The organism is Bacillus xiapuensis, from assembly GCF_002797355.1.
Taxonomy (GTDB): Bacteria; Bacillota; Bacilli; order Bacillales; family Domibacillaceae; genus Bacillus_CE; species Bacillus_CE xiapuensis.
Map to the genome: position 1 here is coordinate 828,095 of NZ_KZ454939.1, position 16,609 is coordinate 844,703.

At 44.4% G+C, this 16,609-nt stretch carries 18 protein-coding genes and 1 tRNA gene; 13 read left to right on the forward strand and 6 right to left on the reverse strand.

The window, feature by feature from the left end:
• Window positions 1-130: 130 nt before the first annotated feature.
• Entirely contained in the window at window positions 131-1,810 is a 1,680-nt protein-coding gene (locus CEF20_RS04165; RefSeq protein ID WP_100330606.1) for a methyl-accepting chemotaxis protein, read from the reverse strand.
• Window positions 1,811-1,971: 161 nt separating this feature from the next.
• Between CEF20_RS04165 and CEF20_RS04170 the strand changes: the two genes are divergently transcribed.
• The 6 genes from CEF20_RS04170 (at window position 1,972) to CEF20_RS04195 (ending at window position 4,233) form a co-directional block, all read left to right on the forward strand.
• The gene (locus CEF20_RS04170) at window positions 1,972-2,424 is read left to right on the forward strand and encodes a YhcN/YlaJ family sporulation lipoprotein (protein WP_100330607.1); all 453 of its coding nucleotides are present in this window, start codon (window positions 1,972-1,974) and stop codon (window positions 2,422-2,424) included.
• A gap of 10 nt (window positions 2,425-2,434) precedes the next feature.
• Window positions 2,435-2,911: a stage V sporulation protein AC gene (spoVAC, locus tag CEF20_RS04175; protein WP_100330608.1), complete on the forward strand. Its 477-nt coding sequence runs from the start codon at window positions 2,435-2,437 to the stop codon at window positions 2,909-2,911.
• A gap of 19 nt (window positions 2,912-2,930) precedes the next feature.
• Window positions 2,931-3,287 (forward strand): stage V sporulation protein AE, encoded by a 357-nt coding sequence (spoVAE, locus tag CEF20_RS04180; RefSeq protein WP_100330609.1) that lies wholly within the window; start codon window positions 2,931-2,933, stop codon window positions 3,285-3,287.
• A 70-nt stretch (window positions 3,288-3,357) separates the two neighbouring features.
• Window positions 3,358-3,486 (forward strand): YjcZ family sporulation protein, encoded by a 129-nt coding sequence (locus CEF20_RS04185; protein WP_100330610.1) that lies wholly within the window; start codon window positions 3,358-3,360, stop codon window positions 3,484-3,486.
• Between the two features lie 144 nt (window positions 3,487-3,630).
• A complete protein-coding gene (locus CEF20_RS04190) occupies window positions 3,631-3,888 on the forward strand; it encodes a sporulation-specific transcription regulator SpoVIF (protein ID WP_100330611.1) in 258 nt (85 codons plus the stop codon).
• 90 nt (window positions 3,889-3,978) lie between these two features.
• On the forward strand, window positions 3,979-4,233 hold the full coding sequence (locus CEF20_RS04195) for a hypothetical protein (RefSeq protein WP_100330612.1): 255 nt from the start codon (window positions 3,979-3,981) through the stop codon (window positions 4,231-4,233).
• Between the two features lie 90 nt (window positions 4,234-4,323).
• Here the strand turns inward: CEF20_RS04195 and CEF20_RS04200 are convergent, their stop codons facing one another.
• From CEF20_RS04200 to CEF20_RS04210, 3 genes are all read right to left on the reverse strand, one after another.
• A complete protein-coding gene (locus CEF20_RS04200) occupies window positions 4,324-4,746 on the reverse strand; it encodes a GNAT family N-acetyltransferase (protein ID WP_100330613.1) in 423 nt (140 codons plus the stop codon).
• Window positions 4,747-4,754: 8 nt separating this feature from the next.
• Window positions 4,755-5,270, reverse strand: a complete 516-nt coding sequence (locus tag CEF20_RS04205; RefSeq protein WP_100330614.1) for a YjcG family protein — start codon at window positions 5,268-5,270, stop codon at window positions 4,755-4,757.
• Between the two features lie 88 nt (window positions 5,271-5,358).
• A complete protein-coding gene (locus tag CEF20_RS04210; RefSeq protein ID WP_100330615.1) occupies window positions 5,359-6,084 on the reverse strand; it encodes an alpha/beta hydrolase in 726 nt (241 codons plus the stop codon).
• 124 nt (window positions 6,085-6,208) lie between these two features.
• Between CEF20_RS04210 and CEF20_RS04215 the strand changes: the two genes are divergently transcribed.
• The 6 genes from CEF20_RS04215 (at window position 6,209) to CEF20_RS04240 (ending at window position 10,906) form a co-directional block, all read left to right on the forward strand.
• Window positions 6,209-6,763 carry a phosphatidylglycerophosphatase A family protein gene (locus CEF20_RS04215; RefSeq protein WP_100330616.1) on the forward strand — a complete coding sequence of 185 codons (555 nt, stop codon included), beginning with the start codon at window positions 6,209-6,211 and terminating at the stop codon, window positions 6,761-6,763.
• A gap of 62 nt (window positions 6,764-6,825) precedes the next feature.
• On the forward strand, window positions 6,826-7,644 hold the full coding sequence (locus CEF20_RS04220) for an ATP-binding cassette domain-containing protein (protein ID WP_100330617.1): 819 nt from the start codon (window positions 6,826-6,828) through the stop codon (window positions 7,642-7,644).
• Window positions 7,641-8,318, forward strand: coding sequence for a hypothetical protein (locus CEF20_RS04225; protein WP_100330618.1), 678 nt, complete (start codon window positions 7,641-7,643; stop codon window positions 8,316-8,318). The genes CEF20_RS04220 and CEF20_RS04225 overlap by 4 nt, the downstream gene beginning before the upstream one ends.
• An 88-nt stretch (window positions 8,319-8,406) precedes the next feature.
• The gene (locus tag CEF20_RS04230) at window positions 8,407-10,074 is read left to right on the forward strand and encodes an ABC1 kinase family protein (protein WP_100330619.1); all 1,668 of its coding nucleotides are present in this window, start codon (window positions 8,407-8,409) and stop codon (window positions 10,072-10,074) included.
• 63 nt (window positions 10,075-10,137) lie between these two features.
• Window positions 10,138-10,210 (forward strand) — tRNA-Val (locus tag CEF20_RS04235).
• A 345-nt stretch (window positions 10,211-10,555) separates the two neighbouring features.
• A complete protein-coding gene (locus tag CEF20_RS04240; protein ID WP_100330620.1) occupies window positions 10,556-10,906 on the forward strand; it encodes a DUF2200 domain-containing protein in 351 nt (116 codons plus the stop codon).
• 166 nt (window positions 10,907-11,072) lie between these two features.
• Here CEF20_RS04240 and CEF20_RS04245 read toward each other — a convergent pair whose 3' ends face one another.
• Both CEF20_RS04245 and CEF20_RS04250 read right to left on the reverse strand, forming a co-directional pair.
• On the reverse strand, window positions 11,073-11,606 hold the full coding sequence (locus tag CEF20_RS04245; RefSeq protein ID WP_100330621.1) for a hypothetical protein: 534 nt from the start codon (window positions 11,604-11,606) through the stop codon (window positions 11,073-11,075).
• Between the two features lie 685 nt (window positions 11,607-12,291).
• A complete protein-coding gene (locus tag CEF20_RS04250; RefSeq protein WP_100330622.1) occupies window positions 12,292-13,158 on the reverse strand; it encodes a TetR/AcrR family transcriptional regulator in 867 nt (288 codons plus the stop codon).
• 326 nt (window positions 13,159-13,484) lie between these two features.
• Here CEF20_RS04250 and CEF20_RS04255 point away from each other — a divergent pair, with 326 nt between their 5' ends.
• Window positions 13,485-16,586, forward strand: coding sequence for an efflux RND transporter permease subunit (locus CEF20_RS04255; RefSeq protein ID WP_100330623.1), 3,102 nt, complete (start codon window positions 13,485-13,487; stop codon window positions 16,584-16,586).
• The last annotated feature ends 23 nt before the right edge of the window (window positions 16,587-16,609 follow it).

A 16,609-nucleotide genomic window follows, 5' to 3' on the forward strand; every position in this document is an offset into this window, starting at 1 on the left:
TAATAAAACCATAAAGAACAATAAAGCCGAACTATTGCGAAGCTCTCCATTAGAGTTCTGAATAATAGTTCGGCTTTTTTATTAGCTGAAAACCTTTTGTCTCTGCTTCTATGACTAAAGAATTCTTTTTTTAGGATTCATGTTTAAAGCGTGTAACAATAGCTTGCAGCTCGTCAGCTAATTCTGAAAGAGAGGCGGATGACGCTGTTACTTCTTCGCTGGCTGCCAGCTGCTCCTGCGTCGCTGCTGTAATATGCTCAATATCAGCAGTCGTCTTTTTCGAGCTTTCGGCGATTTCATCAATTGACTGATGAAGCATTTCAAAGCCGGAAGTGATTTGCTGCGTGGTTGCCGCTGTTTCTTGAATATTGGAAGTGACCTGATCGATCGCCTCCAAGATATCGGTGAAATTGGAAACGGTTTTTTGGGTCAGCTCAATACCTGAAGAGACATTGGTTTGAACGACACAGATATTTCGGACTGTGTCACTGGATTCATGCTGAATATTCTCGACCAGCTCCTTAATGTGGATGGCTGATCGGTTGGTTTCATCCGCCAGTTTTCTCACTTCTTCTGCTACAACCGCAAAGCCTTTTCCATGTTCTCCTGCTCTCGCCGATTCGATGGCAGCATTTAAGGCGAGCAGGTTCGTTTGCTCAGAAATATCCGTGATTAAGGATGACATCTGGCGGATTTCTGCCGCGCTTTCCACTAATGTGTGAACGCCTGCATTGGCAGAATCGACCGATTGCTGAATAGATTGCATCTGCTTGAGTAATTCATGAACGGAGTCGGCTCCCGTATTCGCTTGCTCCTTCATCCCCGCAGACAGTTCGGCGACATGCTGGGTATGCGAAGCGACAGAGGTTACATGACCAAGTGAATCATTCATAGCGGATAGGCTGTTCTCTGTCAATTGATGCTGCTGGCTGTTGCGGCTGGCTATCGATTGCATCGATTGAGAAATTTGTTCAGAAGTAGATTGAGACTGCTGTGAGCTGGCAGCCAGCTCTTGGGAAGAGGCGGCGACCTGCTTAGAAGAGTGACTAATTTGCTGAATCATTTCCTTCATCGAATCCACAAATAAATTGAACGAACGGGCCAGCTGGCTCAATTCATCTTTTCCTTTAGCCTCTAGTTTTTTAGTTAAATCCGCTTCTCCGCGAGCGATATCTCTCAATTGTCGATTGACGTTTGATAGCGGAATTAAAATAGAACGCAGTATGAATGCGCTAATAATAGTGCTAGCGATAATGGTGAGCACGATGATGACCAGCAAAGCCGTATGGCTCCAGGTTGATCTTTTCTCGATGCTTTGCTTTAACTGATGGACATCGCCGTCTATTTTTTCTACAAGGTGATCCACTGCTGGATCTAATACTTGCTTTCTCAGCGTCCGTTCTTCATTAAAATGCAAAGATTTTGCCTGTTCCGGATTGGCAGCATAGCTATTGAGCACTTGCTGATTCAAAGACCAAAATTCTTGAAAGCTCGTTTTCAGCGACCGGATTTCTTTTTCGTATGCCCGGTCGGTCAGCTGACGGATCGTTTTCTGAATATTTTTTGCTTTTTCAATCATTCCGTTGGCGAATTCTTGCTTCCCAGTTATAATAAACGCCCGTTCATCATTGGAAAGGCCGGCCAGGCGATACTGAATGTGTTTGACGTCTTTTTGCAACTCCATTTTAGCCGCTAATTGACTGTTTTCCGTTGTCGTAGAGCGGATGATTGTGATGGAAAACACTCCGAGACAAATCATAATTACAACTAAAACAGAGATCATGGATATTAATTTTGTCTTTATTTTCACTCCATTGTCCCCCCAAAAAAATCACCTGTATATTAATATCGGCTTCTTGAAAGATTTATTTAATCAAAATTTTCCCCTTTAAAAAATCCCTATTTCATAAATAAAAAAGCGGAAACGGAAAAAACTAATTCATAAACGGCTGAAAGAATGGAGGGGAAAGTATGAAAGCTGTTTTTGGTTTATTGGCGATCCTGGCACTGGCTGGCTGCGCGGATCAAGAAGAAAAAGAGGACAGCAGACTGGCGCTGATGAAGACAACGAATCCGTCTCCTGTTCAGCTTCAGGAAAAGGGAGCGAAGGTCTCGAAGATCAAGAAAGAGGTGGAGGACATTGAAGAAATTTATGACGTAGCTGTTGTCAAAGGAGATCACCAAATTCTTGTTGCATACAAGGTAAAGCATTTGGATAGATTTCGAATGAAAAAAATTGAAAAAAAATTAAAGAAGCGGCTGGAGAAGAAGTATAAAGATGAAAACTTTATCGTCTCAAGCGACTATAAAATTTTTCTGGAGGCTGTCAGATTGCGGGAGAAAATAGATGCGGGAAAAATGAGCCAGAAGCAAGCTGGGAAACGATTGAAAGAAATTCTTTCATTAAAGAAGGAAATGGCATAAGGAGGCAATTATGGCAAACAACAATGAAAAGAAAACTCCAACGCAGCAGCAATATGACCGGCTCAATCAAAAGCATGAAGTGAAGCGGCCGCTGCTTAAAAATTGTCTGCGGGCTTTCTTTGTCGGAGGGCTGATCTGTGCGGCCGGCCAAGCCATCACGTATTTTTATATTTATTTCTTTAATTTTACTGAGCAAACAGCGGGAAACCCTACCGTGGCCACCGTTGTATTTTTATCGATGCTTCTCACGGGATTTGGTGTATATGATCACATCGGCCAATATGCGGGTGCCGGCAGTGCCGTGCCTGTATCAGGATTTGGAAATGCCGTTATCTCAGCAGCCATAGAACATCGGACAGAAGGATTTGTTCTTGGTGTCGGCGGCAATATGTTTAAGCTGGCCGGCTCTGTTATTGTTTTTGGTGTTTTTGCCGCATTCATTGTGGCGCTGATTAAAACATTTCTTCTGAAATGGGGAGGATTTTAAAGTAAAGGAGTGGCTTCGGATGTTTGGTATGTTTTTTTGGGCATTTGTGATCGGGGGCTTGATCTGTGTGGTCGGCCAGCTGATGATGGATGTAGGAAAACTGACCCCCGGCCATACGCTCAGCACACTTGTGGTGGTGGGGGCTGTATTGGCCGGCTTTGATTTGTATGAGCCGTTAATCGATTTCGCCGGGGCCGGAGCGACCATTCCCATTACTAGCTTCGGCAATTCACTAGTAGCCGGTGCCATGCAGGAAGCGGATAAACACGGACTTGTCGGTGTATTAACCGGAATGTTTGAAGTCACCAGCTCGGGGATTTCTGCGGCGATCGTATTTGGATTTATCGGCGCTTTAGTTTTTAAGCCAAAAGGATAATAACCGCCCAAACCAAAAGGCGCTTCGCTCATATATTGTAAGTGAGTTAAGAAAAAGCGAGGTGAACAAAATGGGCTTTTACGGATGCGGATACGGATGCGGATACGGAGGCTACTGTGGTTACCGCGGCACATCTACTTTCGTGTTAATCGTAGTTCTTTTCATTTTATTGATCATTGTTGGAGCGAGCTTCTACTAAAAATTTAAAAAAACTGATTTAAACACACTGATGTTTAAATCAGTTTTTTTGTTGCCTGTTTTCAGGCATATCTTCCACTCGGCTTCCGGTAACTTTTTTGAATGTATGCATATGATGAAAAGAAGATAAAGGAGGCTGAAAAAAGTGGATAACGGTTTGTTTAAAAACATTGAGCAAAAGACCGGTGTGAGAATGAAGGATGTTCTGGAATTGGCCAACTCACTTCAGCATGCGAACTTTAAGGATGAAAAAACAGTAAGAGGTGTGATTAAAAAAGTTTCCAAGCTGGCTAATAAATCCGTTCCACAGCGATTAGAAGACCAAATTGTCCAGTCTATCATAAAAGACGGCAAAAAATTGGATATTCAAACGATTACTGACATGGTTAATAAAAAGAAATAATTTATCGCTTCTATCAGGAACGTTTAGGAAAGAAAGGAAAAGGGAAAAGAAGGGTAAGAGAATTCTGTTGGATTGAAAGGGGAGAGTCAAATGGGATATATTTTGCCGGTGCCTCATTATCAGTATCAGCAGTATCAAGGTCGGATGATCAGCGAGAGAAGAGAGAACTATGCTTCCATAGATCAAGTCGAACGGCTGCATTTCAGACAGGCGCTTGAATCGCAGGAGCAGGAGGCAAGAAACCCAAAAGCAAAGCAGCTTTCCAGCCAACAGCAGCACGAAGCCTTTCAAATGTATGCAGCAAGTATCATCGGCAAAGGGATGCAGGTTGATCAGCGAATATAGCAGATCGCCAGAGAATGAAATGGAAAAAGGACATCGGTTTAAATAAGCAGGCTCATCCTTGCGTGGTCAAGGATGAGCCTTTTTACAAAATCAGAATGTTTTTTTCATCATTTTATGCGGGATGCCTGCATCCAGAAACTCATCGGAAATGACTGTGTAGCCAAGCCGCTCATAGAAGGGGATGGCATGAATTTGGGCGCCGAGCTTAACAGCAGGAACACCGTGCTCTTTGGCGTATTCTTCAATCGCCTCCATGATTAAGCGGCCGGATCCTTTTCCGCGAGCGTCAGGCAGCACGCAAATTCTTTCCGCTTTTCCAATGCCGTCGGCAATTCGAAAACGCCCGGCGCCGCATGCTTGCTCTCCGTTATAGAGGAGGAAGTGAACAGCTTTTTCTTCGTGTTCATCTATTTCCAACTCGAGCGGAACCTGCTGTTCTTCCACAAATACACGCTTTCGAATGTCGAAGGCGATGTTTCTCTCTTGATCGTTCCGAATGGTTTTGACTTTCATAAAGCGCTTTACCCCTTCCCAAGCTGAAAGGTATCATGGACGGACCATGAACCGTTTTCTAATTGATAAAGCAAATGAAACCGGTTTACTTGCTCTTCTTGATTGACGGCCAGCATATTCAGTGAGTTGTAGACGTCGGCATGCTCGGCGTTTGAGAGCCCTTGGGCTATTGTTACATGCGGGACATAAGTATATTGTGCCGGTCCGCCGATCATCTCCTCATGGTGAAGATCTTCATGGAGCGCGGTCAGCTCTTTATTTGGCTCAACTTTAAAGTAAATGACATTATTTAATGGCTGAAAGGACTTAACTTTGCTGATATGGTATGAGAACGGCTGATGCTTTTGAGATACAGCTTTAAGCTGGCTGACTAATTTCTCTAAATCGCTTTCATCTGCTTCGAAAGGCCCCTTTAATGTTAGATGCGGCGGAATTAGTGAATAATGAGGATCATATCGTTTGCGATATGAGTTCGCTGTATCTTGAAGCTTTTTCGATGGAAAAATCACAACGCCAAATTTCATGGCACTTCACACTCCTCCTAGTAAAAAATCAGAACTGCTTTTTTTGTTATTATAACAAATTTTCAGATAATCACATAGAATGCCGCTTTTATTCAAACATATGCAGCAAGGCCCGTTTTAAATCCGGCTGCCAGTATTTCCATGTATGGATGCCGTCAAATTCATCATAAAATGAATCGAAGCCCTTCTCTTTGCATAACTCACGGAGCTTTCGGTTAGGTGTTAAGAAATCAGCTATTTCCCCGTTAGTCATTTTAACTTTAGTTTCCCCTTGTCCAATGACGTGATACAAGCTGATTTGCTTATATTCTTCCGCCTCGCGGACAGCGGCGAGCACCTTGTCATCGACGTAAGGCGAGTGCATGATGACCTTACCGAATGTATGCGGATATCGAAGAGCGGCCATCAACGAAACCGTTGCCGCCAGTGAATCGCCGGCGAGTGCTCTTCCGGAGCCCACAGGGTGAATGGGGTATTTTTCATCAAGAAACGGGACGAGTTCATGAGCTAAAAAACGAATATAGGCTGCCTGCTGCTCGCCATCGGGATGGTATTTTCTCCGTCTGTCTTGGACATTCGCATAGGGAACCCCAACGATAATCAATGGTTCGATTTCTTCGCTGGCCAGCAGCTCATCAGCGATTCTCGGAATTCTTCCCAATTGGAAATAATCCTTCCCATCCTGCGCGATCAGCAGGGAATACTTATACAAAGGAGAAAAGTTAGCCGGCAAATAAATGAATAATTCGATATCTTCTCCAAGCTCTTTCGAATAAATTTTTTCATCTTGTATAGTGCCGCGTTTGATCGTCATCTTCGTACCTCCAGTAACTTGTATTTCACATTTCATACATTTTAGCATAAAATCAAAAAAGTTGAATTTTTTACGAAAAAATTGGAAGATATTTGGTATACTGATCGAGGAGGGAGAGGAAATCATGAAGAACAGAGTACATTCACAAGAGGTCACGAAAGCGGCCAAGCAGCGATTGCTTGAGCGAGGGGTAACGGTTGAAAGCATTGCGGAGATCGTTTATGCGATGCAGCATCCTTTCACCCCTGAACTTACGATGCTTGAATGCATGGAAAGTGTGGAGAAAGTGATCACGAAAAGAGAGATTCAGCATGCCATTCTCGTCGGTGTAGAATTGGACGTGCTGGCGGAGCAAAATAAATTGTCCGAACCGCTGCAAACGATTGTGGCGACGGATGAGAACCTGTTTGGCGTTGATGAAACGATCGCGCTCGGTGCGGCGCTCGGTTACGGCAGCATCGCCGTGACGACGTACGGGTTTTTAGATAAGAATAAAGAGGGGATCATCAGCAAGCTTGACACGAAAGCCGGAGGGCAAGTACATACCTTTTTAGATGATATTGTCGGAGCGATCGCTGCGAGTGCTTCCTCACGAATTGCCCACCGCATTCGTGATTTTGAAGATAAAGCATCTGAAGAAATAATGCTTGATAAAGAGGAAGAAGAATTAATCGGCTAAGGTCTTTTCTTGAAGGAAAGGGCTGGTTTTGGAAAACGAATCTAATTTAAAGGTAGAGAAGAATGACTAATTTAATTACAGCCCAAGAAGCGAGCGTTACCCGCGGAAAAAAGACGGTTTTAACCAATATTCATGCGAGAATCGAGAAAGGAATGGCAGCAGCCGTAGTGGGGGAAAATGGATCTGGAAAAAGCTCCATGATCAAGCTGCTCTCGGGTGCATACGAGCCGCAAACCGGAAAGGTGACAAGGCTGTTTGCCTCGTATGCCTATGTACCCGAACACTTCCCCGAGCATCTGCCATTTACCGTAGCCCAATATTTTCAGCTGATGGCGGACATGGGGGGAAGCCCCCATTCGGCAGCTATTGATCATTATGTGGCTTTGTTCGGTTTAGAGCCCTTTCTTCAAACACCTCTTAAGAAATGCTCTAAAGGAACAAAACAAAAAGCCGGATTGATTCAAGCATTGCTGAAAGATGCGGATGTTCTTTTTTTGGATGAACCGTTCACGGGACTGGATGAAATCACTTGCAACAAGGCTATGGAGATACTGCTCGCTTTGCGGGGGGAGAAAACGCTGATTTTCACTTTGCATGATGAAGAGCTTGTCCAAAAGCTGGCAACGCACATAATGAAAATGAAAAACGGACGCTTGCATGGCTTTGCGGCTGCTCACTCAGCGCGTCGTTATGTGAAAATCTGCTGTGAAATGAAACAAGCTGTATCGCAAGCCATCAAGAAAAAAGCGCATCTCCTCCGCAAAACCCCCGGTCCCAAAATTGAGCTGTTTGCCGATGAAGCCGACTCGGATATGATTTTAGCCGATTTAATCAAAAGTGGGGGCCATATAACGGAAGTGAAGATCGGAGAAGAATTATGAAGGCTTTGATTAAGTATCAAATTCTCTCATTCTTCTATTCTCTTCAATGGATCGCACCGCTTGCGCTTTATGTATGCTGGCTGTTCAGCCAATATTATTATCAGGGAATGCCGATACAGGATCATTTTTCCATTTCATCCCTATTCTTATTCCCGTTTATAGTATGGGTGTCGATGAAACTGGGTTCTCAAGAAACAGAGAGCGAAAAATTAATATTGCTTTCCTATTCACCAAGAAAGACAGCCTTTTTCATCGGGAAAATCATCGTTCTTTGGTTCATCGGGGCTGGATTTATGGTTTTTTCAATAGCGGTGCCTTTCATTCTTGGGGGATTTTCTGAACCGCTGTCCCTTCACCACATCCTTACTTTTCTATATCGTCATCTTGCCTTTATTGGGTTTGGCATCTGGATAGGAGGCTTGTTCAGTATCACGCGCTTGGCCGGCAAAAAATACTCTTGGCTGGCAGCGGCGCTTTTTACCTCTTCAGCAATAGTCGGTGAGAAATTATTCGAAGTGCTGCCGTGGTATTTAAAAGGGCTTGCCTTCGTTTTGCCGCCGGTTTCAGCCGTAGAAGAAGGAGTGCAAGAAAGCTGGCGGGTTCTGCTTTATATTATGATGTCTCACCTTCTGCTTTTTGTTCTTTTCCAGAAGAAAGAACGATCAGGGGAGTGACGCCGGAGAGAAAAGGCTTGACAGTCTGAATTTTCTTGCAGGCTATGGTATATTAAAAGGAGATTTAAGGTCATCAGGAGGGAGACAGATGAGCAGGTGGAACGCATGGGCGAGATTGCCGGAAATAATTACCGTATTTATGAAGTATGGCTTCTCGGGATATTTAAAGGATCTGGGCCTGACTGAAAAGATCCCTTTTCATAAGCGGCAGGAGGCGGCGGAAGAAGGAAAGAAGCATGTAAAAGGAGAGGAGCTGTGCGCGGCATTTGAAGAACTGGGCCCCACTTTTATGAAGCTTGGGCAGTTTTTAAGCACGCGCTCGGATATTCTTTCACCCGAGTGGACGATCCCGCTGTCAAGATTGCAAAGTAACGCGCCGGCGGTACCATTTCAAGATATTCAAGAAATCATTGAATTTGAGTCCGGCAGCTCGCTTTCCGATTTATTCTGGCAATTTGACGAAACGCCGATCGGTACGGCTTCATTAGGTCAGGTTCATCGGGCAGTTCTGCATTCGGGAGAAGCGGTTGCTGTGAAAGTACGCCGTCCAGCGATTGAAGAGCTTATTCATGAAGACATTCAAGTTCTGCGCCATTTAGCTTCCATAGCCGAGAAGAATTCCGCTCTGGCGCGGCAGTTTAGTGTGAAAGAAACCATAGCGGACTTTGCTGAGTCATTAGTAAAGGAGATGGACTATCGGCTTGAAGCCGCCGAAGCCTTAAGCGTCAAAGAACAAATCGATAATGACTGGATCTATGTTCCTAAGGTTTATCCTGATTATACAACGGAACGGGTTTTAGTTATGGAATACATTGAAGGACAGAAGCTGACCCCGGATGTGATCAGCCAAATAAGCGAGAACAGAAGAAAGAAGCTTGCAAAGGAGCTGGCGGAATCCGTTCTTGCTCAAGTATATGTGAAAGGCGTCTTTCACGCCGATCCCCATCCGGGCAATGTCATGCTTTTAGAAGATCACAGCCTCGCATTTATAGACTTTGGCAATACCGGCCGTCTGGCGAGCGATATGAGAGAACTGTTAGCCGATTGCTTATTTTCAGTGAATGACCGCGATGCTGCTTCTCTTTCTATCATCATTCAATCACTCGGCGCCAGCCGCGAAACAGACGGCAAAGCCCTCAGACGCGATCTTGATTCGTGGATGAATACATACCTTGACCGAGAGCTTCAAGATGTGAAGATGGGAACAATGTTTCAGCAGCTCTTCGCCATTGCGGCTGTTCATGGTATCCGCGTGCCGCAGGAATTTATAAAGGTCGGACAAGCTTTTTTGAAAGTGGAGCAAACCGTCTCCGCGCTCGATCCATCTATTCGCTTCAGCCGTCTCTTGAAAGACACCGGACGTCAGCTCATGTTTGAAAAGCTCCACCCTAAGCATCAGCTTCGCGAAAAGCGTCAGTTGCTCCGCCAGCTTTCTTTAGCCGTCCACAAGCTTCCCAATGTGATAAATGAAACAATACAGCAATGGGAAGGCGGCAAGCCAAACATCCAGATTAGCGTCAAACCGGATGATGGCATGATGAAGCGCATCGAACGCATCGCCCATATGCTCGTATTCAGCATTATGATGCTCGCCTTCAGCATCATCATTGCCGGCGTGATTATCGGCATCAAAATCAGCGGCGACAACACGGCATTATCTAACAGCTCCTCGTTCCAAATCGCCATCGTGAACGCCGTCACCATCACGATCCTGTTTCTAACCACCATCTTCATGATGTGGCGAAAAAATAAATAAAAGACGAAAAATTTTATTGACAACTGACAAATATATTCGTAGAATAGTAAATGTCAGTTGAACGATTCCGTAGCTCAGCTGGGAGAGCGCCACCTTGACAGGGTGGAGGTCGCTGGTTCGAACCCAGTCGGAATCATTGGGTGCCAAACCCTTGAAAACCCTTCTGGAACAGGGGTTTTCTTACAGAACATCACTTTTTAAGTGGTGTTCTTTTTATTTTACGCGACAATAAATTGAAGGCAAAGGGCAGCAGGATGCAGTTTTTCTTCGTCGGAATATTCGCTTGAATTGACATTGTAAATGTTCATGGGCAAACGGTATGATGCATTTTCCGGTTTTCACTGCAACGGACTTTACACTTTTAGCTGCATTTGTCGCCCGCTTTATTTGAAGAAACAGGTATGATAGCCTTACTTATATAATAGGGATTATTTATTCAATGAGTTTGCCGTTTAATGAAATGATGAAGGGAGGATGTATCATGGCCAAACATAAGATCTATACAATGAGTGTTGCAAGTGTCTATCCCCATTATGTGACGAAGGCGGAGAAAAAAGGACGTACGAAAGCAGAAGTCGATGAAATCATTCGTTGGCTGACAGGGTATAGCCAGGAAGAGTTAGAATCGCAACTGGAGAAACCGACAGACTTTGAAACCTTCTTTGCGGAAGCTCCCCAGCTGAATCCTTCACGGACTTTGATTAAAGGAGTGGTCTGCGGTGTCCGAGTGGAAGACATTGAAGAACCCACTATGCGGGAAATTCGCTATTTGGATAAGCTGATCGATGAGTTAGCAAAGGGAAAAGCGATGGAGAAGATTTTGCGGAAATAATCATTAAAAGCCGTTACCCCAAATAGTAGTCTTAAATGACCGGGCGGATTATGGAAGAAAGGATTTTGAAACTTGCTTGAAAGCAGCAAGTTTTTTTTTACTTCACAAAAAGTGATGATGAATCGTTGACTATGCTAAAAGTATAACAATAAAGCCGTTTTGGGGTCTATTTGTTTTTAATCCGGCGCTGGAACGACAGAGTCGCCATAAATACAGTTACTCCCCACAAGAATAACCCGCCGTATGTTACCGCGTACACCCAAAGGGCCAGCCCTTCGGTGTATCCTTTTGGAAGCACGCCCAAAAACTGAAGAGCTGTCAAGAAGCTGACTAGAACGGTTAACAATCCGACGGACCATCCTGATAGGATTAATAACCGCTTTGGCAGCCTCTCCCCCCAAGAAGTCACGAGAGCTAAAGCAAATAAAGATGCCAGTATCGCTAAGACAGCTGTGAAGTCTATTCCGATGGTATATAACGCATATAAAAAAGCAGAACCTTCCTTCAATGCATCACCAAACTCTGCTACACCTTGCACAGCTTGTTTTGTTGTAAGTCCTGCCGTTGACCCCCATGCCCAAAGAGATTTCAAAATGGCATACGGCAATAGAGCAAGGGCTGCAGCATAGCCCCATCCTTTAGTCCAATAAATTTTATCAGCTATTTCTGGCCTCATACGTTTTTCATATTTTAAGCCCAAAAGACATTCTCCCTCTCTTTTAAGAAATGAAGCCTATTCGCTTTAAAGACTACATAGCAATATAAGTTTTTAAAAAACTGTAAATAGGTCCTTTCCCTTTTTACTCTTTAAGTGAATCATATAACAGATGCTTTCCGCTTGAGTTTGGCTGCACTATGTATTTGTAGCCAATTCAGCTATGATGACTGCTTCTGACGATGAATTATATTTTCAAGGTTGTCTCTATAAATTCCTTCTTTTTTTACAACGTTCTTATTTTTGTCTCTTCATCATGGTTAGTGATTTACACAGAACTCTGGCAATAAGATAGTTAAACTGCTGCCTGTTCAAACTCTTTCCTTCTTCACCTCACCTTACAGACTGTCCAGTAGTTGGAAAAGAAGCGGTCAATAGCTTCCCTTGACGATTTTATATCCGAATGCTCGTTATTTTAGTTTCCTATTTCTGTGATTCATCCCTTCTGTTCTGCCATTCATGACTTCTTAAAAGGTGGGATCGTGCGTTCTTTAATCCTCCTGGTCGTCGTTGATCCCGCATGCAGGATGCCATAAAACTCCCTCATCAAAAATCAAGTGCATGCCCGATTCGTTCAGGACTGCGCGATGCAAACTGAGTGTTGTGATGTAGCCTTTGTTTTTCTTTCAAACAGCAGAGGATGAAAGCCACTGCTGTTTGAAGGGGAAGTTTATAAGGAAATTCCGTAAAAATCAGCAATTTCACGGCGGTGTTTGTCAAAATCGGGAGTATCTTTAAGGTTGGACAGCATGCCTTGGATAACGGGAAGGCGCGGCTGGGCTTTGGCGGCTTCTTCCATCATTACATCGAGAGAGATGTCGAGCGCCTCTTTGTCGGGCATCGTTTGCACGTCCTTTTTCATTTCCTTTAGAATCTTTATGACTTTACGGCTGTCTTTCATAAATAACTGCTTGGTTTTATGTTCTAATTCAGCGGCTTTTTCTTTTGAAAGAAGGGGCTGATCATCTAAGCAACCAGCCGCCATACTATCCATTCTTCTCATAATAAATTGAGCGACTTCGTCAAAGGAGAAGCATTCCTGATCGGCCAGAATCACTTGGATATAGGAATGGAGGATGCCTTCGAGAATCAGCGACAGATCCCAGATAAACGGCAAGCTTTTCCGTCCGTAGCAAGCGAGCAGTCCATTGCGGTAAAATACGTGAGATTCTCTGCGCATTCGCAAAAGCAATTCCTTCACATCATCATTTAACGGGAGTGTCTGTTCTCTTGCTTGGGTAATGATAAACTCCTTGTGTTCGCACAATGATTCAAGCAATACGGTTAGCTGCCGGGTGAATTTCTCCCGCGGCGGTAATGTTTGCTTTTCTACTTCATTTAGACGCGATTGAATAATCTCAAAGTAATATTGCAGTACGGCATAGAGCAGGGCTTCTTTCGATTTAAAATGCAAATAGAAGGCTCCTTTGGATATTCCGCTTTCATCGGCGATTTCCTGAATGGACGTTGCTGCAAATCCTTTGATGGCAAACAGCCGAATGGCAGCTCCAATAACTGTAATTTCTTTTTCTGTCATCGTATTTACTCCTTTATTAGAGGTAAGACTCCCCATTAAGAATGAAAAGTCTAAAGGGCTGATCCCAAAATCTACATGCCTGCTGGTTCGTTCGGCCTGCAAGATGCAGGGGGGAAAGGTGCTGCAACAGTAACCCTTGTTCTGCTTTTCAACAGCGGGGAAGAAAAAAGCATTGTTGTAAGATTCCCTATAGGGTAGCTGGAAGAGCGTGCAGACTTCCATTATAAAAAAATTGACGAATGACTGACTGGTCAGTTATATTTAAACAGTCACATTATAAGCGGAAGAAAAATGTAAGTCAACGAGACGAAAGAAGGAGAATACATATGCAAAACATTATTCAGTTTTCCTTGAAGAATAAATTTGCCGTTTGGCTGATGACGATCATCGTGGCGGCGGCAGGTTTATATGCCGGGACTACTATGAAGCTGGAAACCATTCCAAATATCAATACGCCGCTCGTGTCCGTCATGACCGTGTATCCCGGCGCGGCACCGGAACAAGTAGCTGATAAGGTGTCAGAGCCGATCGAGAAAAGGGTGCAAAATTTGGACGGCGTCACGAACGTCAGCTCTACTTCCTTTCAAAATGCTTCCTCGATTCAAATTGAATACAATTTCGATAAAGACATGGAGAAAGCCCAAGCGGAAGTAAAGGAAGAATTAAGCAAGCTGGAGCTGCCGGAGGGGGTGGAGGAGCCTGAAATCTCCCGCCTTAGCTTAAATGCCTTTCCGATCATGTCTTTAAGTATTTCAGACAGCAAGCAGTCTTTGGAGGAATTAACCAAAACAGTCGAAGAGACAGTGCTGCCTGAAATTGAAGGGGTTGAAGGGATTTCATCCGCTCAAATCTCAGGACAGGAAGTCAAAGAGGTTCATATTCAGTTTGACGATCAAAAAATGAAGCAATATGGTCTTCAGGAAGAAACCGTTAAGAATATGATTAAAGGTTCAAGCGTCACGATGCCGCTCGGATTATACACGTTTAAGAATACGGAAAAATCGGTCGTTGTTGACGGAAACATTGCTAACCTTGAAGATTTAAAAACTATGAAAATACCGGCTGTGCCATCGGCTCAAGAGCAGGCGCCGCCAGGGGGGATGTCTCCTTCCAATCCGCCAGCAGCCGGGGATGTCCCGTCAGTGGAACTGCAGGACATTGCTTCAATCGAATTAACTGGAGAAGCTGAATCCATTTCACGGACGAATGGGGAAACGTCCATCGGCATGCAAATTGTGAAAGCAGCCGATGCCAATACTGTGGATGTCGTCAATGCGGTCAAAGAAAAAGTAAAAGAATTAGAGAAAGAGATCGACGGTTTAAAGATCACTACAATTTTTGATCAAGGAGAACCGATTGAGAAATCAGTCGAAACGATGCTCAGCAAAGCTATTTTTGGAGCAATCTTTGCGGTTCTCATCATCCTGCTGTTTTTGCGCAATTTCCGCACGACCGTTATTTCTGTCATCTCTATTCCGCTGTCATTATTGATTGCGATTTTACTGCTAAAGCAAATGGATATTACCCTGAACATGATGACGCTAGGCGCGATGACGGTTGCCATCGGCCGGGTCATTGATGACTCAATCGTTGTTATTGAAAATATTTTCCGCCGGATGTCTCTTGCAGATGAAAAGCTGAGCGGCAAAGAGCTGATCGTTGCGGCGACGAAGCAAATGTTCGTTCCGATCGCTTCGTCGACAATCGTGACGATTGCCGTCTTTCTTCCATTAGGTCTTGTGAAGGGACCGGTCGGAGAAATGTTTTTGCCATTTGCCTTAACCATTGTCTTTTCTTTGCTGGCTTCGCTATTAATTGCGATTACCATTGTTCCTTTGATGGCACATTCTCTCTTTAAGAAGGAGCTGGCTAAAGGTCTGACTCAGAAGGAGAAGAAACCGAGCAGACTGGCCGCTTTTTATAAAAGAGTGCTTAATTGGTCGCTGAACCATAAAGTGATTACCTCCGCCATTGCGGTTCTTCTGCTGGTTGGAAGCCTGGCGCTTGTTCCGATAATCGGCGTCAGCTTCCTGCCTTCCGATGAAGAAAAGATGGTGGTCGCTACGTATAAACCGGAGCCGGGCCAAACGTTGGATGAGGTCGAAAAGGTAGCCGGAAAAGCAGAGAAGCTGCTGAAGGAGCGCGATCAAGTCGTCACCTACCAATTCTCAGCGGGTGGAGAAAATCCGATGAATCCGGGTGATTCCAATTCAGCCATGTTCTTCGTAGAATATGACAAGGACACGAAGGATTTTGAGAAAGAAAAAGAAAATGTGATAAAAGATCTGCAAAAATTGACGGATAAAGGCGAATGGGCGAGCCAGGACTTTAGCGGAATGGGAGCAAGCAACTCATTATCCATGCTTGTGTACGGAGAGACGGAAGAAGATATTCAGCCGGTTGTAGCTGAATTGGAGGCTGTGTTTCAAGAGCATTCCTCGCTGAAGAATGTGAAAACAAGCTTGTCTGAATCCTATGAAGAATACACGCTGAAAGCCAACCAGGAGAAATTAAGCAAGCTCGGCTTAACAGCTGCCCAGATCGGCATGGGACTATCCGACCCGAATAAAAATCAAGTGTTAACAACAGTGAAGGAAAGCGGCAAAGAAATTGAAGTGTATGTTCAAGCGGACAAAGAAGAATATCAAAGCATCGATGATTTAACGAAGCAAACGATTCAGTCGCCGCTTGGAATGGAAGTGCCGATTAAAGAAGTGACCGAAGTAAAAGAAGGCCGCACATCCGATACGGTGACGCGCCGAAACGGCCGGATTTACGCCGAAGTAAGCGGAGAAATCACCTCTAAGGACGTAGCAAAAGTCTCCGCAGATATTCAAAAAGAAGCCGATCAATTGAAGCTGCCGGCCAATGTTGAATTGTCAATGGGCGGTGTAACGGAAGATATTAATGAATCATTTACACAGCTTGGTCTAGCCATGCTGGCAGCGATTGCGATTGTGTATTTAATTCTTGTCATTACGTTCGGAGGAGCATTGGCGCCATTCGCCATTCTGTTCTCTTTGCCATTTACGATTATCGGCGGCCTTGTCGGCTTGCTTGTTGCCGGTGAAACGCTGAGTGTGTCAGCAATGATCGGCGCGTTAATGCTGATTGGGATTGTGGTTACGAATGCGATTGTGCTTGTGGATCGCGTCATTCATAAAGAAAATGAAGGAATGTCTACTAGAGAAGCTTTATTGGAGGCAGGAGGTACGCGCTTGCGTCCGATTCTGATGACGGCGATTGCTACTATCGGTGCGCTTGCTCCTCTCGCTGTAGGACTCGAAGGAAGCGGCCTTATTTCTAAAGGACTGGGTGTCACGGTCATTGGTGGATTAACCAGCTCTACGCTGTTAACCCTTTTGATCGTTCCAATTGTTTACGAAAGCTTAATGAAAGTGAAAAAACGCATAAAGAAAACCAATTGATTAACTGAAATACAGGCCTCCAG

Excerpts from the sequence above, each read along its gene's own strand:
- CEF20_RS04170 (WP_100330607.1), top strand. The coding sequence starts at position 1,972 with ATGAAAGCTGTTTTTGGTTTATTGGCGATCCTGGCACTGGCTGGCTGC.
- spoVAC (WP_100330608.1), top strand. The coding sequence starts at position 2,435 with ATGGCAAACAACAATGAAAAGAAAACTCCAACGCAGCAGCAATATGAC.
- spoVAE (WP_100330609.1), top strand. The coding sequence starts at position 2,931 with ATGTTTGGTATGTTTTTTTGGGCATTTGTGATCGGGGGCTTGATCTGT.
- CEF20_RS04185 (WP_100330610.1), top strand. The coding sequence starts at position 3,358 with ATGGGCTTTTACGGATGCGGATACGGATGCGGATACGGAGGCTACTGT.
- CEF20_RS04195 (WP_100330612.1), top strand. The coding sequence starts at position 3,979 with ATGGGATATATTTTGCCGGTGCCTCATTATCAGTATCAGCAGTATCAA.
- CEF20_RS04200 (WP_100330613.1), bottom strand. The coding sequence starts at position 4,746 with ATGAAAGTCAAAACCATTCGGAACGATCAAGAGAGAAACATCGCCTTC.
- CEF20_RS04205 (WP_100330614.1), bottom strand. The coding sequence starts at position 5,270 with ATGAAATTTGGCGTTGTGATTTTTCCATCGAAAAAGCTTCAAGATACA.
- CEF20_RS04210 (WP_100330615.1), bottom strand. The coding sequence starts at position 6,084 with ATGACGATCAAACGCGGCACTATACAAGATGAAAAAATTTATTCGAAA.
- CEF20_RS04215 (WP_100330616.1), top strand. The coding sequence starts at position 6,209 with ATGAAGAACAGAGTACATTCACAAGAGGTCACGAAAGCGGCCAAGCAG.
- CEF20_RS04220 (WP_100330617.1), top strand. The coding sequence starts at position 6,826 with ATGACTAATTTAATTACAGCCCAAGAAGCGAGCGTTACCCGCGGAAAA.
- CEF20_RS04225 (WP_100330618.1), top strand. The coding sequence starts at position 7,641 with ATGAAGGCTTTGATTAAGTATCAAATTCTCTCATTCTTCTATTCTCTT.
- CEF20_RS04230 (WP_100330619.1), top strand. The coding sequence starts at position 8,407 with ATGAGCAGGTGGAACGCATGGGCGAGATTGCCGGAAATAATTACCGTA.
- CEF20_RS04240 (WP_100330620.1), top strand. The coding sequence starts at position 10,556 with ATGGCCAAACATAAGATCTATACAATGAGTGTTGCAAGTGTCTATCCC.
- CEF20_RS04250 (WP_100330622.1), bottom strand. The coding sequence starts at position 13,158 with ATGACAGAAAAAGAAATTACAGTTATTGGAGCTGCCATTCGGCTGTTT.
- CEF20_RS04255 (WP_100330623.1), top strand. The coding sequence starts at position 13,485 with ATGCAAAACATTATTCAGTTTTCCTTGAAGAATAAATTTGCCGTTTGG.